The sequence below is a fragment of the Variovorax sp. OK605 genome (genome assembly GCF_900115445.1).
Taxonomy (GTDB): Bacteria; Pseudomonadota; Gammaproteobacteria; order Burkholderiales; family Burkholderiaceae_C; genus Variovorax.
The window spans coordinates 77,364-97,835 of the sequence record NZ_FOWL01000012.1; the positions used below are offsets into that span (position 1 = coordinate 77,364).

The following is a 20,472-nucleotide window of genomic DNA, read 5'->3' on the forward strand; positions in this document are numbered from 1 at the left end:
CATCCGATCGCCAGAATTGAGTTCTTTCGCCTAGAACTCCGTCCAGTCGCCCTTCGCATCGGCGGCCATGGCCAGTTGCGCAGCGGGCGTGCCGGTGCGGCGGCCGGGCAAGGCCTGGGTGGCGGGGCGCTTCAGAGCGGGCTTGGCTGTGTTGCGCGCCAGGGGCTGCACCGGGCGGACGGGTCGGATGGGCGTGATGGGGGTGATGCGCGTGAAGCCGGGGCGCGAAGGCACCGCCACTTCGTGGTCGCCGAGCTTGAAGACGCTCACGGCCTGCACCAGGCTGCCAGCTTGTTCCTGCAACGACTGGGCAGCAGCCGAAGCTTCTTCCACCAGCGCGGCGTTCTGCTGCGTGACCTGGTCCATCTGCGTGATCGCCTGGTTGATCTGCTCGATGCCCGAGGTCTGCTCCTGGCTCGCCGCGGTGATCTCGCCCATGATGTCCGTCACGCGGCGCACGCTGCCCACGATCTCTTCCATCGTGCGGCCCGCTTCTTCCACCTGCTTGCTGCCGGCTTCGACCTTCTCGACCGAGTCGCCGATCAGCGTCTTGATTTCCTTGGCCGCCGCGGCCGAGCGCTGCGCCAGGCTGCGCACTTCCGATGCGACCACGGCGAAGCCGCGGCCCTGTTCACCGGCGCGTGCCGCTTCCACTGCCGCGTTCAGCGCCAGGATGTTGGTCTGGAACGCGATGCCGTCAATCACGCCGATGATGTCGACGATCTTCTTGGACGACGCATCGATCGAGCCCATGGTGTCCACCACCTGCGAGACGACGCTGCCGCCCTTCACCGCGACTTCGGACGCCGACACGGCCAGCTGGTTGGCCTGGCGCGCGTTGTCCGCGTTCTGCTTCACGGTGCTGGTCAGCTCTTCCATCGACGCCGCCGTCTGCTCGAGCGAGCTGGCTTGCTCTTCGGTGCGCGAAGACAGGTCCTGATTGCCGGAGGCGATCTGGCTCGACGCCGTGGCGATGGTGTCGGTGCCCGTGCGCACTTCGCGCACGATGCGCACCAGGCTCTCGTTCATGGCCTTGAGCGCGGACATCAGGCGCCCGGTCTCGTCGTTCGAGCGCACTTCGATGCGCGAGCTGATGTCGCCGGCGGCAACCTTCTCGGCCACTTCCACGGCCTCGCCGATCGGGCGGGTGATGGTGCGCGTGATGAACCAGGCAATGGCCACGCCTGCCAGGATGGCGAAGGCGCCGAGCGCGAGCATCAGGTTGCGCGCGCGCACGTAGCCGGCACCGGCTTCCTCGTTGGCCACGCGCGAACGCTTGCTCTGGTGGGTGTCCATCGCATCGAGTTCGGCCAGCACCGCGCGAACGGCCGGCTGGAACTTCGAGATGAAGAGCGCCGTGGCCTCCTCGTTCTTGTTCTGCAGCGCGAACTCGGACAGCTGGCCGTTCAGCGGCACCAGCACGCCCACCTTCTCGTCGATCTGCGTCAGCAGGCCCTTGCCCTCTGTCGAGGCGAGCAGCTTGGCCAGGCGGCCGCGCGCCTCGGTGTAGCGGTCGCGCGCGGCGGTGATCTTCTTCGACTCCTCGCGCATGGCCGCGTCGTCCTGCAGCAGGATCAGGTTGCCGTCCAGGATCGCGATGTCGCGGATCGAAGCGGCCATGTCGTTGACCGCCGCGACCTTCACGTTGTTCTCGGTCACGATGCCGTTGAGCCGGGACTGGATGTCGGCCATCGCATTGAGGCCGAGGCCGACCACGGCGGCGAGCAGCAGGAGCACCGCGCCGAAGCCCGCGCCAAGGCGTGTGCCGATCTTGAGATTGAGGAGTGATTTCATGGGGATTTCAGGAGTCGCTTGCTTTGAATGTCTTGAACAGGCGGTCCAGCCGCTGCGAAATGAGGTCGGCTTCGCGCGCCGAGCGCGCGAGCGAGCGCGTGATGCACCACGCAACGAAGGCGCCCGCGAACAGGGCGACCACGCCCAGCCCGAGCACGGCGCGGTGCGCCCATTCGTAGCCGGCGCCGGCCTTGAAGCCGATGCTCAGCGCGGCGGCCAGCAGGAACATGAGGAGGGAAAAGCCGACACCCAGACGAAGGGCGCGCTTGGGGCTGAGACGGGTACGCACGGATTCTTCAGGCCACCTGGGCACGGGGTTCTTCGCCGGCGTCGAGCTTGAAGGTGCTCACCGCGCGCACGAGGTTGTCGGCCTGCTCCTGCAGGGATTGCGCGGCGGCCGAGGCTTGCTCGACCAGCGCGGCGTTCTGTTGCGTGACCTGGTCCATCTGCGTGATGGCCTGGTTGATCTGTTCGATGCCTGAGGTCTGTTCCTGGCTCGCCGCCGTGATCTCGCCCATGATGTCGGTCACGCGGCGCACGCTGCCCACGATCTCTTCCATCGTGCGGCCTGCTTCCTGCACCTGCTTGCTGCCTTCCTCGACCTTGTCGACCGAGTCGCCGATGAGCGTCTTGATTTCCTTGGCGGCGGAGGCCGAGCGCTGCGCGAGGCTTCGCACCTCGGAGGCGACCACCGCGAAGCCCTTGCCCTGTTCGCCGGCGCGTGCGGCTTCCACCGCGGCGTTCAGCGCCAGGATGTTGGTCTGGAACGCGATGCCGTCGATGACACCGATGATGTCGACGATCTTCTTGGACGACGCATTGATCGAGCCCATCGTGTCGACCACTTGCGACACGACGCTGCCGCCCTTCACGGCCACGGCCGAGGCCGACACGGCCAGCTGGTTGGCCTGGCGTGCGTTGTCGGCGTTCTGCTTCACGGTGCTGGTCAGCTCTTCCATCGAAGCCGCCGTCTGCTCCAGCGAGCTGGCCTGCTGCTCGGTGCGCGAAGACAGGTCTTCGTTGCCCGCGGCGATCTGCCGCGAGGCCACCGCGATCGAGTCGGTGGACGCCTTGATGCGCGTCACCAGGTCGGTGAGCGTGTCTTCCATCTCGCCCATGCCGCGCAGCAGCCGGCCGAAGTCGCCGCCGCGGTCGGTCTCGAATTCCTGGCTCAGGTCGCCGGCGGCCACCGTCTCGGCGATCAGCAGCGCCTCGCCGATCGGGTCGACGATGCTGCGCGTGAGCAGCCATGCAATGACCGAGCCGATCGCCACCGCGAACGCGGCCAGCGCCACGAGGTAGATGCGGCCCGAGCGGTACTGTGCCTCGATGGCGGCGGCGGTCTTGTCGATCTCCTGCTGCTGGTGCGCCACCATGGCGCGGATGCTCGCGTCGTAGCCGTCGAGCGCGCCCAGCAGCTGGGTGTCGGTGAGCTTCGCGGCGTCCTCGCGCTTGCCTTCGGCCTTGAGCTTCAGGATCTGGTTGCGCAGCTCGACGTAGGCGCCGCGCTTTTTCTTGATGTCGGCGCTCAGCGCCTGTTCCTCCGGCGACGCGAGCATGTCCTCGAGCTTCTTCTGCGTCTCGGTGATGACGGCGCTGGTGGCCGTGATGTTCTTCTGCAGGTAGGCCTGCACGTCGGCGTCGTCGCTCTTGAGCAGCGAGAAGGTGCGCACGCTGTTCGTGCTGGTGGCCAGCTGCCAGGCCGAGGCCAGGCGCTCCTTCACCAGCGAGCGCTCGGCCAGGGCCTGCGTCGCCTCGCCCACGCCCTGTAGGCGCGCCACGCCGATGGCCGCGGTGAGCACCACCAGCGCCAGCACCAGTGCAAAGCCGGCGCCCAGGCGCCGTCCGATTTTCCAATTCTTCATGTACGTCTCCTCGCGGACCCTTGTGTCGTTGTTCTGGTTGCCCTGCGCGGTGCCCTCAGGCGGCGATCTTCTCGACGAGGCCCATCTCTTCGCTGGACATCAGGCGGTCGATGTCCACCAGGATCAGCATCCGCTCGTCCAGCGTGCCCAGCCCGATCAGGTAGTCGGCGTCCAGCACCGAGCCCATCTCCGGCGCCGGCTTGATCTGGTCGGCCGCGAGCGTGATCACGTCCGACACGCTGTCCACCACCATGCCCACCACGCGACCGCCGATGTTCAGCACGATCACCACCGTGAACTGGTCGTACGTCGGGTCGCCCAGCTTGAACTTGATGCGCATGTCGATGATCGGAACGATGATCCCGCGCAGGTTCACCACACCCTTGATGTAGTCCGGCGCATTGGCAATGCGCGTCACCGCGTCGTAGCCGCGCAGCTCCTGCACCTTCTGGATGTCGATGCCGTATTCCTCTTCGCCCAGCTTGAAGGTCACGACCTCCAGGCGGCCGGCCGTGCTGATCTGCTCCTGCTGCTGTTGCTTGTGGGCGGTGCCCGCGATCTCTGCCATGGGAATCCTCGTGTGTGGTGTACCGCGCAGCGCGAGCGCGGGCTGTGTGTAGGGGGTGCTGCGTACCGTTCGATGCCGCGTTCGATGCCGCTCGCGGATCAGCCGAACTTCTGCATGATGCGAACCAGCTTCTCGCCGTAGCGCGGGTCGGTGGCGTAGCCCGCGCGCTGCAGGCCGTGCGCGGCCTCGGCCGGGTCGTCGGTGGCCAGCACGTTGGCGTAGCGCGGGTTGCGCGTGATGAAGCGCGCGTAGTCGGTGAAGGCCTCTTCGTACGAGCCGTAGGCGCGGAACTTCGCGCGCACCTTCTGCGGCTCGCCGTCCACGTACTCGGTGGTGGTGGTCTCGACCGTCGCGCCCTTCCAGCCCTTGTCGGCCTTGATGCCGAACAGGTTGAAGCTCTGCGTGCCGTCGTCGGCGCGGATCTCGCGCTTGCCCCAGCCCGACTCCAGCGCGGCCTGCGCCAGGATCAGCGGCGCGGGCACGCCGCTGGCCGTGCTGGCCGCCTGTGCCGAGGCGCCCATGCGGCCCACGAACTCGTCGACCTGGCCTTGCAGCGAAGCGTTCGCACCCGGTGCCCGGCGGTCGCTGTTGAACTGGTACACGCTCAGGTCGGCGGGCGCCGCCGCGCGGTTGCTCGGTGCCGAGCCGAGCGGAATGCCCGCGTTGGGGCCGTACGGCATGCCGCCGCGCGGCTCGAGCGACATCGGCTTCACGCCGATGGCGGCGTCGGCTTCGGCGTCGGGCGGGCCCGAGGGCACCGTGCGGCGCAGCTGCGCGAGCATGGCTTCGGCCAGCCCCACGCCGCGCCCCGAAAGGTTCTGCGTGAGCTGCTGGTCGAACATCGATTGGTAGACCTTCTGGCTCTGGCTCTCGAGCAGGCCGCTGGAAGGCGTGGCCTCGCGCATGCTCTTGAGCACCATGTTCATGAACATGGCCTCGAACTGGCGCGACACCTGCTGCAGGCCGGCTTCGGGCGAGGTGCGCACGGTGTGCCGCAGCGCATCGACGCCCTGCACGTCGAGGGCGAAGCGCTGGTCGAGCGCACCGCTGCGGCTGGCGTCGCCGCCCGCCCAGGCGCTGGTGGAAGAGACCGTCATCGCATCGTCCTCAGATGATCTCGAGCTCGGCGCTCAGGGCACCGGCCGTCTTCATGGCCTGCAGGATCGACACCAGGTCCTGCGGATTCGCGCCGAGGGCGTTCAGCCCCTTGACCACGTCCGACAGCGAGGCACCGCCGCGCACCATCTGGATCGCGCCGCCGCCCTGGTTCACCGAGATCTGCGAGGTCTGCGCCGCCACCGTGCTGCCGCCCGAGAACGCGCCCGGCTGGCTCACCACGGGTTCGGTGTTGATCACCACCGACAGGCTGCCGTGCGCAATGGCGCAGTCCTTCACCCGCACGGCCTGGTTCATGACCACCGAGCCGGTGCGTGCGTTGACCACCACGCGGGCGCTGGCCTGCGTGGGCGTGACCTCGAGGTCTTCGAGCCGCGCGAGGAAGCCCACGCGCTGCTGCGGCTCGGGGGCCCGCACGCGGATCGCCCGCGCGTCGATGGCCTCGGCCGTGCCCGCGCCGAACTGGCGGTTGATGGCGTCCACCGCGCGTTGCGTGGTGCCGAAGTCGGAGCGGTTGAGTTCGATGGCGAAGGTGCCTTCGGCGCCCACGGCCGCTTCGACCGTCCGTTCGACCAATGCGCCGGCCGGGATCCGTCCCGAGCTCAGCTGGTTCACCTGCACCTTGCTGCCGTTGGCCGAGGCGCCCGCGCCGCCGACCACCATGTTGCCTTGCGCCACCGCGTAGGTCGCGCCGTCGATGCCCTTGAGCGGCGTCATCAGCAGCGTGCCGCCGCGCAGGCTCTTGGCATTGCCCATGGAGGACACGGTCACGTCGATGTTCTGGCCCGGGCGCGCGAACGAAGGCAGCGTGGCCGTCACCATCACCGCGGCCACGTTCTTCAGCTGCATGTTCACGCCCTGCGGGATCGTGATGCCCAGCTGCTGCAGCATGTTGTTCAGGCTCTGCGTGGTGAACGGCGTCTGCATGGTCTGGTCGCCGGTGCCGTCCAGGCCCACCATCAGGCCGTAGCCGATGAGCGGGTTGTCGCGCACGCCCTGGATGCTCGCGAGCTCCTTGAGCCGCTCCGCATGCGCCGGAGAGAAGAAGAGCACGCCCATCACCGCCAGTGCGGCAAGGGGGAAGCGAAAGGAGAGGCGCAGGGGAAAGAGGCGCGGCGCGCGCGAAGCCTGGAGAGTTTTCATGATCAGAACGGCATCACGTTGAGGAAGATGCGCTGCATCCAGCCCATGGTCTGGGCCTCGTCGATGTAGCCCTTGGCGGAGTACTCGATGCGTGCATCGGCCACCAGCGTGGAAGGCACGGTGTTGTTGCCCGACACGGTGCGCGGGTTGACCACGCCCGAGAAGCGGATGAACTCCGTGCCCTGGTTGATGCCCATCTGCTTCTCGCCGCTCACGAGCAGGTTGCCGTTGGGCATCACGTCGGTCACCGTGACGGTGATCACGCCGTTGAAGGTGTTGTTGGCATTGGCGCCGCCCTTGGCGGTGAGCGAGTTGGTGCCGCTGAGCTTGGTGTCCTGCCCGTCGAGCAGGCCGCCGATCAGCTTCGGAATGGCGGCGAACACGCTCGCGGTACTGCCCACGCGGCTGGCGTTGGCACCGGAATTCTTGGTGGCGTTGACCTTCTCGCTGATGAGAATGGTCAGGATGTCGCCGACGTTGCGCGGACGGCGGTCCTCGAACAGCGCGTTGGCGCCCGGACCCTCCTGGAAGATCGCGCCAGGTGCGCGCCGCGGCGTCATCGCCGCGTAGCTTTCGGCGCGCGCCGTCATCGGCTGGTGCACCAGCGGCTCGCGCGGCAACTGCGCGCAGCCCGTCGCCAGCACGGTTGCCACCAGCGCCAGTGCCAGCAGCGCGCGTGAAAGCAGCGCAGCGCCGGCCCCTTGATGAAGACGCACGCCCCGCATCACATCTGCGCCAGGCGCTGCAGCATCTGGTCCGAAGTCTGCACGGCCTTGCTGTTGATTTCGTACGAACGCTGCGTAGCGATCATGTTCACCAGCTCTTCCACCACGTTCACGTTCGAGGCTTCCACGTAGCCCTGGCTCAGCGTGCCCGCGCCGTCCACGCCGGGGTTCACCTGGTTGGGTGCGCCCGAGGCGTCGGTTTCCGAGTACAGGTTCTCGCCCTTGCTCTGCAGGCCGGCGGGGTTCATGAAGGTGGCGAGCTGGAGCTGGCCGACCTGCACCGAGGCGGTGTTGCCCGGCTGCACGACCGACACGATGCCGTCGCGGCCGATGGTCAGGCTCGAGGCGTCGCGCGGAATGGTGATGGCGGGCTGGATGGGGAAGCCGCTCGCGGTGACGAGCTGGCCGTCGGAGTCGGTCTGGAACGAGCCGTCGCGGGTGTACGAGGTGGTGCCGTCGGGCATCAGCACCTGGAAGAAGCCCGAGCCGCTGATGGCCACGTCGCGCGGGCCTTCGGTCTTGGTGAGGTTGCCTTGCGTGTGGATGCGCTCGGTGGCGACCACGTGCACGCCGGTGCCGACCTGCAGGCCCGAAGGCAGGCGGGTCTGGTCCGACGACTGGCCGCCGCTTTGGCGCAGGTTCTGGTAGACCAAGTCTTCGAACACGGCGCGCGTGCGCTTGAAGCCCGTGGTGCCGACGTTGGCCAGGTTGTTGGAGACCACGTCGAGCTGCGTCTGCTGCGCGTCGAGGCCGGTCTTGGCGATGTAGAGGGAGCGAATCATTTCTTTGAAATTCCTGCGGGTGTGTTGCGGGTGCTTCGGTTGCTGCGGTTGGAGATGGCGCGCGGCCTATCAGCCGTACGACAGCAGCTTGTTGGCCGACTGCGCATTGGTGTCGGCGGTCTGCAGCGACTTCATGTGCATCTCGAAGCTGCGCGCATTGGCGATCATGGAAACCATCGCCTCGACCGGGTTGACGTTGCTGCCTTCGACCGCGCCGATGGCCAGGGTCACGCCCTGGTCGGCATCGGCCGGCTGCAGGCCCTGGCGCATGCGGAACAGGCCGTCGTCGCCGCGCACGAGGTCGGTGGTCGGCGGGTTCACCAGCTTCAGGCGGCCCACCTCGCCGATGCCGGTCTCGATGTTCGAGGCCGCGTCGCGCGCGCTCACCAGCCCGTTGGTGGCAATGGTCACGGCGGAGCCGGGCGGCACGGTCAGCGCGCCGTTGTCGCCCATCACCGGGCGACCGCCCATGGTGGAGAGCCGGCCGTCGGCCGCGATCTGCAGGTTGCCGACGCGCGTGTAGGCTTCGCCGCCGTCGGCGGTCTGCACCACCAGCCAGCCTTCGCCGTTCACGGCCACGTCCAGGCCGCGGCCGGTCTCGGTGATCGGGCCGTGGCTGAAGTCGGCGCCGGGCGTGGTGGCGGCGACGAAGGCGCGCGTGGGCGCCTCCTGGCCGACCACGGGCACCGCGCGGAAGTTGGCAATCTGCGCGCGGAAACCCGGCGTCGAGACGTTCGCCATGTTGTTGGCGACCGAGGCCTGCTGTTCCATGACCTGCTTGGCGCCGCTCATGGCGACATACAACATTCGATCCACTGGGTGCTCCTGGTGTCAGTCGTTCAGTGGCGCGTCAGCGGATGTTCATCAGCGTCTGCATGACCTGGTCCTGCGTCTTCACGGTCTGCGCATTGGCCTGGTAGTTGCGCTGCGCGACGATCAGGTTGACCAGCTCGGACGTGAGGTCGACGTTGGACGACTCCAGCGCGCCGGCCTGCAGCGAACCGAGCTTGGTGCCTTCGCCGGGCGTGCCGGTGAGGGCGTTGCCCGAGGCCTGCGTTTCTGCCCATACGTTGTTGCCCTTGGGCTCCAGGCCGTTCGGGTTGGCGAACGACGACAGCACGATCTGGCCCAGCAGCTGGGTCTGTTCGTTGGAGAACTTGCCCGTGAGGGTGCCGTCCGGGTTGATCGAGAACGAGGTCAACTCGCCCGAACGGTAGCCGTCCTGGCCGAGCTTGCTCATCGCGTTGGCGGCGCCGAACTGCGTGGTGCCCGACAGGTCGACGGTGGCGCTCATCGGCGCGGCGCCGTTGGTGAAGGTGATCGGGCCGATGTTCAGCGAACCGCTGGCCGGCGCGGTCATCTTGCCGCTGGAGTCGAAGGTCAGCGTGGTGAGCGCAGCGCCGGCGTTGAGCGCGGCGCCGTCGGACGTGCCGTACACGTTCCAGGTGTTGGCCGGCGTGGGGGCCTTCACGAAGTACACGGCCACGTCGTGCGGGTTGCCCAGCGAGTCGTAGGTCGGGCCGACGGCGTTCGAGTAGTTGAACGAGTCGGAGTCGGCCGCGTTGAACGGCGTCTTGGTCGGGGTGGCCAGGCGCGCGTCGAGGTTGAACTCGGCGTTCACGTTGGCGGTGGCCTTGGGCGTCATGGCCGCCGTGGGGATCTGGATCGGCGACGGCGTGCCGCCGCTGATGCCGCCGCTGGCGTTCACGCCGTAGCCGGTGAGGCGCAGGCCCTGGCCGTTGACGATGAAGCCGTCCTTGTCGCGCGTGAACTGGCCATTGCGCGAGTACATGATCTCGCCGCTTTGGCTGGCCAGACGGAAGAAGCCGTCACCGTTGAGGATGGCCACGTCGTTCGGACGGCTGCTGGACTGCGTCACGCCTTGCGTGAAGTTCTGCACCACGCCCGACACGGACGCGCCCAGGCCGACACGCGAGCCCGCGTACACGTCCTGGAAGGCGGCGGCGGCGGACTTGAAGCCCACGGTGCCGGAGTTGGCAATGTTGTTGCCGATGACGTCGAGGTTGGCCGCGGCCACGCCGAGTCCGCTGATGCCCTGGGAAAAAGCCATGTTGGTTCCTTGGTTCGATGCGAAAGATTCGCTGAGTTCGTTGAGGTCGTCGGGTTCGCTGGATGGCTCAGAGGAAGAGCCGCACGTCGGACAGGCCGATGTTGTTGCCGCTCGACAGTTCGAGCGTCACGCCGCCGGTGCCCTGCTTCACGGCAGCCACCTGCGAGAAGGTGAGCGCGGTGGCTTTCACGCTGGTGCTGCCGTTGGTGGCGTCCGCGGTGAACTGGTAGGCGCCCGCGGGCACCACGTTGCCGGCGTCGTCCTTGCCGTCCCAGGTGACGGCGTTGACGCCTTCCTTCATGGCACCGGCGTTGATGGTGCGCACCACGTTGCCGGCGGAGTCGACGATCTTGATGTCGACGTTCGCGGCCGTGCCCGGCAGCTCGACCGCGAAGGCCTGCGTCGCGGGCTCCTTGCCGTCGTCGGGCTTCTTGGTGGTGAGCACGTCGCCGGGCGACAGCACGTTGTAGCCGATGAGCGAGGCCGACTGCAGCACCTGGTTGGAACCGGTCTGGTTCACCAGGCCCGACAGCGTGGTGTTGAGCTTCTCGATGCCGCTCACGGTGCTCATCTGCGCCAGCTGCGAGGTGAGCTCGGCGTTCTGCATCGGGTTCAGCGGGTCCTGGTTGTTCAGCTGCGTGACCAGCAGCTTCAGGAAGCGCTGTTCGCTGTCTTCGTTGGAGACGCTGCTGGTGGTTGCCGCGGAGGTGGCGTTCTGTCCGGAGATGGACGAGGTGTCGGAGATGGCCATTGCGTTGGTTGCTTTTGAAGTGAAAGGGTGGGTGGCCGCTTTACTGGCCGAGCGTCAGCGTCTTGACCATCAGCGTCTTGGCGGTGTTGAGCACTTCGACGTTGGCCTGGTAGCTGCGCGAGGCCGAGATCATGTTGGTCATCTCCTCGACCACGTTGACGTTGGGCATGGCCACGTAGCCTTCGGCGTTCGCATGCGGGCTCTTCGGGTCGAACACGAGCTTGGGCGGCGAGGGGTCCTCGATCACGCCGGAGACCCTGACGCCGCCGATGTCCGAGCCGGAGTTGCCCGCGGGCGCGACCTCGAACACCACCTGCTTGGCGCGGTAGGGCATGCCGTCGGGACCGGCCACGCTCTCGGCGTTGGCCAGGTTGCTCGCGGTCACGTTCATGCGCTGCGACTGCGCGGTCATGGCGGAACCCGCCACGTTGAAGATGTTCATGGATGTGCTGTTGAAGGGCATGGGAGGCCTTATTGCTGCACCGCCGACAGCAGCGACTTGATCTTGGAATTGATCACCGTGAGGTTCGACTCGTAGCGCAGCGCGTTGTCCGCGAAGGCGATGCGCTCCACGTCCATCTCGACGGTGTTGCCGTCCAGGCTGGACTGGTTGGGCGTGCGATAGAGCAGGTCCTTGTCGGGCATGGCCTGCGCCTGGCCCGCGAGGTGGCGCGACGACGTGGTGGCCATCGACATCGACTGCGACGAACGGCCGCGCTCGACGGCTTCGCTCAGGCGCGTGCCGAAGTCGAAGTCGCGCGCCTTGTAGTTCGGCGTGTCCGCGTGCGCGATATTCGCCGCGATCACCTCCTGGCGTTCCGCCCGGAGGTTGAGGGCTTCGCGATTGAAGCGAAGCGCCGCATCCAGCTTGTCGATCATCTGAGTTCCATCTGTTGAAGCGTCGCGTTTGCGCATGGCGTGGCGACAGATGGAAAGCGAGTCTATGCATGAGCCGCTTTTGCAATCGTTCGAACAAAGGGGGTTTTCTTGCGCTGCTCGCACCTTCGATCGGCGGGCGAATTTCTAGAATTTCCGGGCGGCGGCTTTGCGCCCTGCCTGTATGGCGAGCCGCTTCCCAAGCACCCTCTTCAACGCCTTCGATGAACCTCTTCAAGCCCCGGACCCGCCTGCTGCGCACCGTGCTGCCCACGTTGCTGGCGGCCTGCTGTGCGTTCACGGCACAGGCGGCACAGACGACTCAATCGCAAGCGGCGCAATCGGCGCAGGCTGCGGAACCCGCGAAGGACGCCCCCGCGCAGAACGCGGCCGACGTCGGCACCCTCATCTCCAGATACATGCAGGTGCAGACCGCCGGCCTGCCCGGCAAGGTGACGGTTCGCCTCGAAGGCCGCGGCGCCGAGGCCCTGCCGGCCTGCGAAGCGACCCCCGAGGTCTTTTTGCCGCCGGGCGCCGCGCCGTGGGGCCGGGTGTCGGTGGGCGTGCGCTGCCAGGCCGAACGGCCGTGGATGCGCTACGTGCAGGTGCACGTGGCGGTGGAAGGCAGCTATTTCGTGGCCGCGCGCGCCATCGACGCGGGCCGCCCGGTGGGCGCGGGCGACGTCACCGAGCGCACGGGCGACCTGACGCGGCTGCCGCGCTCGGTCATCACCAGCGTGAATGACCTGAACGGCGTGGTCGCGGCCAACCGCATCGCGTCGGGCGCGCCGCTGCGCAAGGAACTGGTGCGCGGCGTCACCGTCATCCAGCAGGGCCAGGCCGTCAAGGTCGTGGCGCAGGGCCAGGGTTTCACCGTCAGCACCGAGGCCAAGGCCATGACCGGGGCGACCGTGGGGGCCGTGGTACAGGCCAAGACCCGCGACGGCCGCATGGTCAGCGGCGTGGCGGACATGGAGGGGCAGATCCAGCTGGCCCAATGAACCGGCCGGTCCGGACCGCTTCGGACCGCCTTGCCGTACGCTTTGTGCACGCCGCTCCTAAAGTTATTGCCAGCGCTGCCGATATATGGGTCAGCCCCTGAGGAATCACCTTGAAAATCGATCAACCTGCCCCTTCGGCCACGCCTCTCCACCGACCGCTCACGACGGCCACCGCCCCCGTGGCGACGGCCCAGACGACCGGTGCCGACGCCACCGCCGCCGCGCGCGCCAAGGAAGCGCCACAGCCCTCCGCGCATGTTCACACCATGCCCAGCGCCGTGGGCGGCAGCGATTTCGATGCGGCCCGGGTGGCCGCGATCCGCGAAGACATCCGCGCCGGGCGCTACCAGATCCGTCCCGAGCGCATTGCCGACGGCCTGCTGGCCAGCGTGCGCGACCTGCTCGACCCCTCGGCCGACCCCAAGGTGCAAGCCAAGCCCGAACCGCAAGGCCGCCAATGAGCCAGTCGCTGCTGGCGCACCTGCGCACCGAAACCGCCTGCATCGAGGAATTCCTGGCCGTGCTGGACCGGGAAGCCAAGGCGATGTCGGACCACGTGTTCTCCGACCTGGCCGCCATTGCCGGCCACAAGACCCTGCTGCTGGACCGCATGGCCGAGCTCGACCGCCAGCGCGAAGCGCTGCAGTCCGCGCTGGGCTTCAAGCCCGGCCGCCCGGGCGCCGATGCCGCCGCGGCGGCCGGCGGACCCGCCGTGAAGCAGGCCTGGGCCGAGCTGCTGGTGCTTGCCGTGCAGGCCCGCAGCCACAACCTGCGCAACGGCTCGATGGTGTACGCGCACCTGGACTTCACGCAGCAGGCACTGCATTTCCTGCAGGCCAGCGCCCAACTCTTCTACGGCCGCGACGGCGTGCGCAAGACGCAAGCCGGCTCCGGAACGCGGCTGGCGGCGGGCTGAGCCCCACGCGCCGGCCGTTCAACCTCATACCCCATGGAAGCTCTCGACAAGAACAATGCCCAATGCTCGCGCCAGGTGGCCATGGTCGGCTGCGACGCCGCGCAGAACCAGGCCTGGGGCCAGCGCCTGCGCATGATGGGCTGCACGCCGGTGCGCTTCGACAGCAGCGCCGACTTCCTGCGCGCCGTGACCCACGGCAGCCAGTTCGGCCTGCTGCTGGTCGTGCTGAAGGACGAAGGCGCCTGGCCGGTGATCACCTCGATGTGCAAGGCGCTGCGCCTGCCGATCTTCCTGGTGGCCAATGCCCTGCAGCGCGACCTGCTGATCGACGTGCTGGCCACGGCCGGCAGCGAGCCCAGCGGCGCCACCATCGATTTCGCGGTGCTGCCGGTGGACGATTTCGAGGTCGAGCTGCGTGTGCGCGAAGCGCTGCGCCGCAATGAAACACTGTTGCATCCGCAGACCGTGAGCGCGAACTTCGGCGACTACCAGTTTCTGGGCAGCCGCAAGGTGGTGGTGCACAAGGGCGAGGACATCCGCCTCAAGCCCCGTGAATTCGAGCTGGCGCTGCTGCTTTTTCGCAATGCGGGACGGCTGCTGGAACGCGACTGGCTGCTGGCCTCGCTCTGGATGGATTCGCGCATCGAGCGCAAGAGCCGCGTGCTCGACTGCTGCGTGGCCAACATCCGCCGCAAGCTCTCGCTGCATAAAGAAAGCGAGTTCGTGCTGCACTCGGTGTACGGCCGCGGCTACGAGCTGCGCCACCTGCCCCTGGCGTCGGCCGATGCCGCCGAACTGGGCGACCTGTCCGAATCGACCGACATCGTGAACCGCTCGGGCTTTCCCGACACGTCGAACGAACCGGCCTGGATGGAAGAAAACGCGCTCGCAAGAGCCTGAGTCCGGAGCCGAACCTGCCCCTTTCGGGTTGTCCCCGCGGACTGGGGACAACACTGGGGACAACCGGGTGAAGTTCGACGGGGATCGTTGCCTGGCGCGGCCTGCAACACATTGCCTGCGAAACGGGCAACGTGGAAATCTTCGATTTCTTTCGGCTCGTTTCGGCTTTCCTTGAGTTCTTCCGGGTCTTTTTTCGGTCTTTTTCGATTTTTCGCGGCCGCCGCGGCCGGGCCGTCCATTCATCGACGAAATACCGGTCGCGAAACCTGACGCGCTCCGAGGGCCCCGCTCGCCCCGGCTGAGCGGGGGGCAGGCAGAAAAATGGTGTGACGACCGCCGGCTTCGAGGAACCACCCTCATGGGCGGGTGCCGGAGCAACCTCTACCAGCGCCAGCTGGGCCGTCGCCTCCAGTGTCGGCAGCGAAACTTAAGCCGACCTGAACTCGCGAGCGCATCCGGCGCAGGTGATCAGCCCAGCTGATCAGCGAAGGTACTTGCCGCCCGGCGCCACCATCACCAGCTCGACGAACTTCGAGCCGTGGTGGTTCTCGGGGCTGTAGTCGACCGTGTAGCCGCCGATGTCGAGCAAGCGCATGCTTTCCATGGAAGCCGCGAGTTTCTGCGGCGTCACGCCCTTGCCCGCGCGCTTCAGGCCCTCCAGCAGCACCGTGAAGTTGAGGTAGCCGAAGAAATGGTCGTAGTCGACCGGCAGGTCCGCCGACGCCATGGCCGCGTGGTAGTTGCGGGTGAGCGCGGAGGTGGCGCGAAACGGGTACGGCACGATCTGCGCAATGGCCAGGCCGCGCGCCTCGTCGCCCAGCGCCTCGATCAGCGCGCGCGAGTTGGCGATGCTCACGCAGTAGATGGGCGCGGCAATGCGCTGCCGCGCGGCTTTCACGAACGGCACCATCGACGGCCCGAACGACATGAAGATCAGCGCGCGCGGTTTGGCCGCCGCCAGCACGTTCACCGCGGCCACGGCGTCGCTGCCGCTGACTTCCAGCGGCACCTTGGCCACCAGCGTGGCGCCGAGCGCCTTGCAGCTTTCTTCCACCACGGGCGCCATCAGCTGGCCGAACGGGCTGTTCTGGTAGACGAGGCCGATCTCCGACTGGTGCAGCGTGACCAGGTTGCGCACCATCTGCACCACCTCGTCGCGGTAGCTCGCCATGGTGGTGAAGAAGTACGGGTTGTGGCGCGCGCGCAGGACCGGCGAGCCGCTGTACACGCCGACGAGCGGCACCTTCTTCTCGGCCACCAGCGGCAGCGCGGCCGCAATGCCGGCGGTGTTGGTCAGGCCGAAGAGCGCCACCACGTCGGGCCGCGCGAGCAGCTCCTTGACGTTGGACACGGTCTTCTGCGCGTCATAGGCGTCGTCCAGCGTGACCAGGCTGACGTTGCGCCCGCCCACGCCGCCCTTGCGGTTGAACTCGGCCAGCGCCATGTCCTGCCCGCGCAGCACGGCCTTGAGCGTGGGCGCGAGCGGGCCGCTCAGGTGGGCGCTCTGGCCGATGACGATGTCGCCGGAGCCAGGACTGGCACCGGGGCCGGAGCCCGGCCCCGCCTCCCTGGCGGCCTCCCGCGCCAGGGCGGGCCATGCGGCCAGGCCGGCCGCGGCGCCGGCCAGGGCCGTGGCGGCCTGGCGGCGGTTGAACGAACGTGCCGATGCGTCGGTCATCGAGTTGTCTCCTCATTCTTGTTGACGGGCGCCGGATGCTGGGGCTCGTCAGCGTCCTGGCCTTGTCTTTTGAGTGACAGTCTTCGCCAGGAACGACAAAAAGGGTTTCAGCTCTTGATTCCCCGCGGCGGTTTGGCTACCGCGAGAAAAAGCCAAGGCACAGGCTCAGGTGTACAGCCGCTCCAGCGCGTCCCACTGCGGCTTGCCGACCAGCCGCTGGCGCTCGCCGAAGGACGCGACCAGCGCCGGGTCTTCGTCCAGCCGCTTCTGGTCGCGCAGCACGGTCAGCGCCTTCTGCATGCCGGCCACCGCGCCCTGCAGCGCGGCATTGGCGTACAGCACGAAGCCGTAGCCCAGCTGGCCCAGCTCCTGCGCGCCGAAGGTCGGTGTCCTGCCGCCGATCACCATGTTCATGAGCTGCGGCTTGCCCAGGCGCTGCGGCATCGCGCGCACCTCTTCGGCCTGCGTCACGGCTTCGACGAAGAGGATGTCGGCGCCCGCTTCGCTGAACTTCTGCGCGCGCTCGATCGCGGCCTCGAAACCGTGCACGGCGGCGGCGTCGGTGCGCGCCATGATGAGCAGGTCGCTGTCCTGCCGCGCGTCGACCGCGGCCTTGATCTTGCCGAGCATCTCGTCGGTGTCGATCACGGCCTTGCCCGAGAAATGGCCGCAGCGCTTGGGGCTCACCTGGTCCTCGAGCTGGATGCAGTCGGCGCCCGCGCGCTCCAGCACGCGCACCGTGTGGCGCACGTTCAGCGCATTGCCGAAGCCGGTGTCGGCATCGACCAGCAGCGGCAGGCCCACCGCGTCGCGGATGCGCGCGGTGTGCTCGGCGATCTCGTGCAGGCCCATGAAGGCCTGGTCGGGCAGGCCGAGGTACATGTTGGTCACGCCCGCGCCCGTGACGTACAGCGCCTCGAAGCCCAGGTCTTCGACGATGCGCGCCGACATGGCGTTGAAGGCGCCGGGCACCAGCACGCCGCGGCGCGCCTCGGCCAGGCGGCGCAGGGCCTTCTTGGGGGAAATGGGTTGGTCGCCGGTCATGGGGTTCTCAGTCTTCCTTCATGCCGGTGGCCTTCACCACGCCGCCCAGGCGCGCGCGCTCCTCGTCGACGAACCTGGTGAAGCTCGCGCGCGTGCCGCCGATGGGCTCGATGCCCATGTCCTTCAGGCGCTTGGCCGTTTCGGGCGACTTCATGGCGGCGTCGATGGCCGCGGCCATCTTGTCCAGGATGGCGTCGGGCGTGCCGCGCGGCGCGTGCACGCCGGCCCAGTGCGCAATGCGGATCTCTGGGAAGCCCTCTTCCGCGGCGGTCGGCAGCTCCGGGTAGGCCGAGATGCGCTGCGTCCACGTGCCGGCCAGCGCCTTGAGCTTGCCGCTCTTCACGTACGGCAGCACCACGATGCTGGCCTCCGACGTGGCCTCGACCTGGTTGCCGAGCACCGCGGTGATCGACTCCGAGCCGCTCTTGTAGGGCACCACGTCGAGCTTGCTGCCGTACCTGGTCTCCAGGATGCCTTCGACGAAATGCGGCGTGCTGCCGGTGCCGGCGGTGGCCCAGTGGAAGCCGTTGCCGGCCTTCTTGGAGGCGGCGACGAACTCCTTCAGGTCCTTGTACGGCGCGTTGGCCGGCACCACCACCACCGAGGGCGCCAGCGCGATCATGGCCACGGGCACCAGCGCGTCGTCCTTGTAGGGCATGCTTTTCTTGATCATGCTGTTCGACACCACGCCGGCCGCGCTCACCAGGAAGGTGTAGCCGTCGGGCGCGCTCTTGGCGACCACGTCGGCACCGAGGATGGCGCCCGCGCCGGGCTTGTTGTCGATGATCACCGGCTGGCCGAGCTGCTTGGATGCGCCTTCGGCGGCGGCGCGCGCCATCAGGTCGTTGGCGCCGCCCGCGGAAAACGGAACGACGAGCCGGATCGGCTTGGTCGGCCAGCCCTGCGCCTGGGCGGCGAAGGGCAGCGTGCAGGCCAGGGCTGCGACGGTGGCGCAGGTCACGGCGGAAAGACGGCGGAAGTTCATGGATCTGGCTCCTTGGGTTTTGGGGACACACGACCTTCGTGGAGGTCATGGCCATCCGTGCGCAAACGCTGTGCCACCGGGGGTGAATGCCCCCGAGCCCCGCCTAAGTCCTTGATCCGAAACGAATTCGCAAGACCGCTTCGCCATCGAGCCATGCGCCTCGTTTCAAATTCATTTCATTCTTGAAACAATAAAATCCGCGAGATGAACGAGACCGCCCTGCCCTCCGCCCTGCCCTCCGCCCTGCCATCCACCCAGCCTCCCGCCACCCCTCGCCCGTTGCGCATCGTGGCCGTGGCCCGCCACCGGCTGGGCCGCGTGCTGGCGCGGCTGGCGCCCGAAGTGGCGGCGCAGGCGCAGGTCGAGTGGGTCGCGCATGCCTTCGGCGACGCGGTCGACGCCGTGCGCGCGCTGCATGCGCGCGCGCCGGTCGACGCGGTGGTAGCGGCCGGCGCCAGCGGCGAATGGCTGCGCCAGCACCTCGACATTCCGGTGGCCATGGTCGAGGTGCGCGGCTTCGACCTGATGCGCGCGCTGGCCGCCGCCCGCGCCATTTCGCCGCGCGTGGGGCTGGTGTCGTTCGACGGCCCGTCGGAACACCTCGCGCAGCTCGACGCCCTGTTCGGCATGGGCATCGCCCAGTTCAGCTACCGCGGCCCCGACGACGCGCCCGCCTGCGTGCAGGCGCTGCTGGCCGCCGGCGTGCAGGCCGTGGTCGCGCCCGGCCTGGTTTCCGACCTCGCCGAAAAAGCCGGCATCGCCTGCGTGCTCATGTATTCCGACGACGCCGTGCGCCAGGCGCTCGACGACGCCATTCACCTCGCGCGCCTGGGCCGCGCCGAGCGCGCACGCCACGAGCGGCTCAACACCGTGCTGGGCCAGTTGCAGGACGGCGTGGTCGCCGTCGACCTGGGCCAGCGCATCGAGGCGCTCAACCCCGCCATGGCGCAGCTGCTGGGCAGCACCGCGCCCGCGCTGGCCGGCCGCGTGCTCGGCGACGTGGAACCCGTGCTCGACCTCGGCGCCACGCTGCGCCTGGGCGAAGCGCCCTCCGAAGAGGTGCTGCAGATCGGCGCGCGAACGCTGGTGGTGCGGCGCGCGCCCATCGTGGAAGCCGGCGAAGTCACGGGCGCGCTGCTCGTGTGCCGCGACCCGGCCGTGATCCAGCGCGCCGACCGCCACTTGCGCGCCAACCAGCGCCAGCGCGGCGCGCCCGCGCGCTACCGGCTCGAGGCCTTCAGCGGCGACAGCGCCGCCGCGCGCCGCGTGCGCGAGCTGGCCGCCCAGTGCGCGGCCAGCGATGCCACCGTGCTCATCGTCGGCGAGAGCGGCACCGGCAAGGAGCTGGTGGCGCAAGGCATCCACACCGCCAGCCGCCGCGCGACGCAGCCCTTCCTGGCCGTGAACTGCGCCGCGCTCGGCGAGAGCCTGCTCGAGAGCGAACTCTTCGGCTACGAGGAAGGCGCCTTCACCGGCGCGCGGCGCGGCGGCAAGACGGGTTTGGTCGAGGCGGCCCACACGGGCACGCTGTTCCTCGACGAGATCGGCGACATGCCGCTGGCGCTGCAGACGCGGCTGCTGCGCGTGCTGCAGGAGCGCGAGGTGCTGCGGCTGGGCGCCACCGCGGCGGTGCCGGTCGACCTGCGCGTGATCGCGGCCACCCATGCCGACCTGGCGGCGCAGGTCGATCGCGGGCTGTTCCGGCGCGACCTGTACTACCGGCTCGCGGTGCTGCGCATCGAGACACCGCCGCTGCGCGCGCGCGAGAGCGACATCGCCCGCCTGGCCGCCGACCTCATGGCCCGCCGCATCGGCAAGACAGGCCTGCAGGCGGCGCAGGCACCGGCATGGCTCGCGGCCCTGCTCGAGCTGGCCGCGGGCTACAGCTGGCCCGGCAACGTGCGCGAGCTGGAAAACCTCGTCGAGCGCCTGCTGGCCTGCCACGGCTACCTGGCGCCCACCGGCCAGCTCGACCGGGCGCGGCTGCTCGAGGTGTTCCCCGAATGCACGCAGGCCCGGCCCGCGCCCGTGCGCGAGCGGCTGCTGAAGGGCGCGCGGCGCGCCGCCGAACTGCGCCGCGTGCGCGAGGTGCTGCAGTCGGTGCAGGGCGACCAGGCGCAGGCCTGCGCCGTTCTCGGCATCAGCCGCGCGACGCTGTGGCGGCGGCTGCGCGACGAGGCGGCGCTGGTGCCGGTGGGCGACGAAGCGCCGGTGCAAGCCGTGCGCTCCACGCCGAAGAAGCCACGCGCCTGAGGCG

General features: G+C 68.5%; 21 protein-coding genes. 5 read left to right on the plus strand and 16 right to left on the minus strand.

Annotation, left to right across the window (positions count from 1 at the left end):
* Positions 1 to 30 precede the first annotated feature (30 nt).
* From BM013_RS27990 to flgB, 13 genes are all read right to left on the minus strand, one after another.
* Entirely contained in the window at positions 31 to 1,794 is a 1,764-nt protein-coding gene (locus tag BM013_RS27990; protein ID WP_093131176.1) for a methyl-accepting chemotaxis protein, read from the minus strand.
* 7 nt (positions 1,795 to 1,801) lie between these two features.
* Positions 1,802 to 2,083, minus strand: coding sequence for a hypothetical protein (locus BM013_RS27995; protein WP_093131178.1), 282 nt, complete (start codon positions 2,081 to 2,083; stop codon positions 1,802 to 1,804).
* Positions 2,084 to 2,090: 7 nt separating this feature from the next.
* Positions 2,091 to 3,659: a methyl-accepting chemotaxis protein gene (locus tag BM013_RS28000; protein ID WP_093131180.1), complete on the minus strand. Its 1,569-nt coding sequence runs from the start codon at positions 3,657 to 3,659 to the stop codon at positions 2,091 to 2,093.
* Between the two features lie 55 nt (positions 3,660 to 3,714).
* The gene (locus BM013_RS28005; RefSeq protein WP_093131182.1) at positions 3,715 to 4,227 is read right to left on the minus strand and encodes a chemotaxis protein CheW; all 513 of its coding nucleotides are present in this window, start codon (positions 4,225 to 4,227) and stop codon (positions 3,715 to 3,717) included.
* 98 nt (positions 4,228 to 4,325) lie between these two features.
* Positions 4,326 to 5,324 (minus strand): flagellar assembly peptidoglycan hydrolase FlgJ, encoded by a 999-nt coding sequence (gene flgJ / locus BM013_RS28010; protein WP_093131184.1) that lies wholly within the window; start codon positions 5,322 to 5,324, stop codon positions 4,326 to 4,328.
* A gap of 10 nt (positions 5,325 to 5,334) precedes the next feature.
* A complete protein-coding gene (locus tag BM013_RS28015) occupies positions 5,335 to 6,486 on the minus strand; it encodes a flagellar basal body P-ring protein FlgI (RefSeq protein WP_177225585.1) in 1,152 nt (383 codons plus the stop codon).
* A gap of 2 nt (positions 6,487 to 6,488) precedes the next feature.
* Entirely contained in the window at positions 6,489 to 7,211 is a 723-nt protein-coding gene (locus tag BM013_RS28020; RefSeq protein ID WP_093131186.1) for a flagellar basal body L-ring protein FlgH, read from the minus strand.
* Entirely contained in the window at positions 7,211 to 7,993 is a 783-nt protein-coding gene (flgG, locus tag BM013_RS28025; RefSeq protein ID WP_093131188.1) for a flagellar basal-body rod protein FlgG, read from the minus strand. The genes BM013_RS28020 and flgG overlap by 1 nt, the downstream gene beginning before the upstream one ends.
* Positions 7,994 to 8,062: 69 nt before the next feature.
* Entirely contained in the window at positions 8,063 to 8,809 is a 747-nt protein-coding gene (locus BM013_RS28030) for a flagellar basal body rod protein FlgF (protein ID WP_093131190.1), read from the minus strand.
* A gap of 34 nt (positions 8,810 to 8,843) precedes the next feature.
* Positions 8,844 to 10,064, minus strand: a complete 1,221-nt coding sequence (gene flgE / locus BM013_RS28035) for a flagellar hook protein FlgE (protein ID WP_093131192.1) — start codon at positions 10,062 to 10,064, stop codon at positions 8,844 to 8,846.
* A 67-nt stretch (positions 10,065 to 10,131) separates the two neighbouring features.
* Positions 10,132 to 10,815 carry a flagellar hook assembly protein FlgD gene (locus tag BM013_RS28040; RefSeq protein WP_093131194.1) on the minus strand — a complete coding sequence of 228 codons (684 nt, stop codon included), beginning with the start codon at positions 10,813 to 10,815 and terminating at the stop codon, positions 10,132 to 10,134.
* A 40-nt stretch (positions 10,816 to 10,855) separates the two neighbouring features.
* Positions 10,856 to 11,257: a flagellar basal body rod protein FlgC gene (gene flgC, locus BM013_RS28045; RefSeq protein WP_371281020.1), complete on the minus strand. Its 402-nt coding sequence runs from the start codon at positions 11,255 to 11,257 to the stop codon at positions 10,856 to 10,858.
* 29 nt (positions 11,258 to 11,286) lie between these two features.
* On the minus strand, positions 11,287 to 11,694 hold the full coding sequence (gene flgB / locus BM013_RS28050; protein ID WP_093131198.1) for a flagellar basal body rod protein FlgB: 408 nt from the start codon (positions 11,692 to 11,694) through the stop codon (positions 11,287 to 11,289).
* A gap of 221 nt (positions 11,695 to 11,915) precedes the next feature.
* Between flgB and flgA the strand changes: the two genes are divergently transcribed.
* The 4 genes from flgA (at position 11,916) to BM013_RS28070 (ending at position 14,508) form a co-directional block, all read left to right on the plus strand.
* Positions 11,916 to 12,692, plus strand: a complete 777-nt coding sequence (flgA, locus tag BM013_RS28055) for a flagellar basal body P-ring formation chaperone FlgA (protein ID WP_256221721.1) — start codon at positions 11,916 to 11,918, stop codon at positions 12,690 to 12,692.
* 110 nt (positions 12,693 to 12,802) lie between these two features.
* Complete coding sequence (gene flgM / locus BM013_RS28060) at positions 12,803 to 13,153, plus strand: flagellar biosynthesis anti-sigma factor FlgM (protein ID WP_093131200.1); 351 nt, start codon at positions 12,803 to 12,805, stop codon at positions 13,151 to 13,153.
* Positions 13,150 to 13,608, plus strand: a complete 459-nt coding sequence (locus BM013_RS28065) for a flagella synthesis protein FlgN (RefSeq protein WP_177206750.1) — start codon at positions 13,150 to 13,152, stop codon at positions 13,606 to 13,608. Before flgM ends, BM013_RS28065 begins: the two co-directional genes overlap by 4 nt.
* A 33-nt stretch (positions 13,609 to 13,641) precedes the next feature.
* Positions 13,642 to 14,508 carry a winged helix-turn-helix domain-containing protein gene (locus BM013_RS28070; RefSeq protein ID WP_093131202.1) on the plus strand — a complete coding sequence of 289 codons (867 nt, stop codon included), beginning with the start codon at positions 13,642 to 13,644 and terminating at the stop codon, positions 14,506 to 14,508.
* 481 nt (positions 14,509 to 14,989) lie between these two features.
* Here the strand turns inward: BM013_RS28070 and BM013_RS28075 are convergent, their stop codons facing one another.
* The 3 genes from BM013_RS28075 to BM013_RS28085 form a co-directional block, all read right to left on the minus strand.
* Positions 14,990 to 16,186 carry an ABC transporter substrate-binding protein gene (locus tag BM013_RS28075; RefSeq protein ID WP_093131204.1) on the minus strand — a complete coding sequence of 399 codons (1,197 nt, stop codon included), beginning with the start codon at positions 16,184 to 16,186 and terminating at the stop codon, positions 14,990 to 14,992.
* Positions 16,187 to 16,351: 165 nt separating this feature from the next.
* Positions 16,352 to 17,230, minus strand: a complete 879-nt coding sequence (locus tag BM013_RS28080; RefSeq protein ID WP_371271212.1) for an isocitrate lyase/PEP mutase family protein — start codon at positions 17,228 to 17,230, stop codon at positions 16,352 to 16,354.
* Positions 17,231 to 17,237: 7 nt separating this feature from the next.
* On the minus strand, positions 17,238 to 18,215 hold the full coding sequence (locus BM013_RS28085) for a Bug family tripartite tricarboxylate transporter substrate binding protein (protein WP_093131206.1): 978 nt from the start codon (positions 18,213 to 18,215) through the stop codon (positions 17,238 to 17,240).
* A gap of 204 nt (positions 18,216 to 18,419) precedes the next feature.
* On the opposite strand from BM013_RS28085, the gene prpR reads away from it, so the two are divergent.
* A complete protein-coding gene (prpR, locus tag BM013_RS28090; protein WP_093131208.1) occupies positions 18,420 to 20,468 on the plus strand; it encodes a propionate catabolism operon regulatory protein PrpR in 2,049 nt (682 codons plus the stop codon).
* Positions 20,469 to 20,472: the final 4 nt, after the last annotated feature.

What these genes read in the sequence shown, in the direction of transcription:
- flgA (WP_256221721.1), top strand. Translation starts at nt 11,916, where the DNA reads ATGAACCTCTTCAAGCCCCGGACCCGCCTGCTGCGCACCGTGCTGCCC.
- BM013_RS28085 (WP_093131206.1), bottom strand. Translation starts at nt 18,215, where the DNA reads ATGAACTTCCGCCGTCTTTCCGCCGTGACCTGCGCCACCGTCGCAGCC.
- prpR (WP_093131208.1), top strand. Translation starts at nt 18,420, where the DNA reads ATGAACGAGACCGCCCTGCCCTCCGCCCTGCCCTCCGCCCTGCCATCC.
- flgG (WP_093131188.1), bottom strand. Translation starts at nt 7,993, where the DNA reads ATGATTCGCTCCCTCTACATCGCCAAGACCGGCCTCGACGCGCAGCAG.
- BM013_RS28065 (WP_177206750.1), top strand. Translation starts at nt 13,150, where the DNA reads ATGAGCCAGTCGCTGCTGGCGCACCTGCGCACCGAAACCGCCTGCATC.
- BM013_RS28080 (WP_371271212.1), bottom strand. Translation starts at nt 17,230, where the DNA reads ATGACCGGCGACCAACCCATTTCCCCCAAGAAGGCCCTGCGCCGCCTG.
- BM013_RS28015 (WP_177225585.1), bottom strand. Translation starts at nt 6,486, where the DNA reads ATGAAAACTCTCCAGGCTTCGCGCGCGCCGCGCCTCTTTCCCCTGCGC.
- flgC (WP_371281020.1), bottom strand. Translation starts at nt 11,257, where the DNA reads ATGAACATCTTCAACGTGGCGGGTTCCGCCATGACCGCGCAGTCGCAG.
- BM013_RS28040 (WP_093131194.1), bottom strand. Translation starts at nt 10,815, where the DNA reads ATGGCCATCTCCGACACCTCGTCCATCTCCGGACAGAACGCCACCTCC.
- BM013_RS28020 (WP_093131186.1), bottom strand. Translation starts at nt 7,211, where the DNA reads ATGCGGGGCGTGCGTCTTCATCAAGGGGCCGGCGCTGCGCTGCTTTCA.
- flgE (WP_093131192.1), bottom strand. Translation starts at nt 10,064, where the DNA reads ATGGCTTTTTCCCAGGGCATCAGCGGACTCGGCGTGGCCGCGGCCAAC.
- BM013_RS28005 (WP_093131182.1), bottom strand. Translation starts at nt 4,227, where the DNA reads ATGGCAGAGATCGCGGGCACCGCCCACAAGCAACAGCAGCAGGAGCAG.
- BM013_RS28000 (WP_093131180.1), bottom strand. Translation starts at nt 3,659, where the DNA reads ATGAAGAATTGGAAAATCGGACGGCGCCTGGGCGCCGGCTTTGCACTG.
- flgB (WP_093131198.1), bottom strand. Translation starts at nt 11,694, where the DNA reads ATGATCGACAAGCTGGATGCGGCGCTTCGCTTCAATCGCGAAGCCCTC.
- flgJ (WP_093131184.1), bottom strand. Translation starts at nt 5,324, where the DNA reads ATGACGGTCTCTTCCACCAGCGCCTGGGCGGGCGGCGACGCCAGCCGC.
- BM013_RS28070 (WP_093131202.1), top strand. Translation starts at nt 13,642, where the DNA reads ATGGAAGCTCTCGACAAGAACAATGCCCAATGCTCGCGCCAGGTGGCC.
- BM013_RS28075 (WP_093131204.1), bottom strand. Translation starts at nt 16,186, where the DNA reads ATGACCGACGCATCGGCACGTTCGTTCAACCGCCGCCAGGCCGCCACG.
- BM013_RS27990 (WP_093131176.1), bottom strand. Translation starts at nt 1,794, where the DNA reads ATGAAATCACTCCTCAATCTCAAGATCGGCACACGCCTTGGCGCGGGC.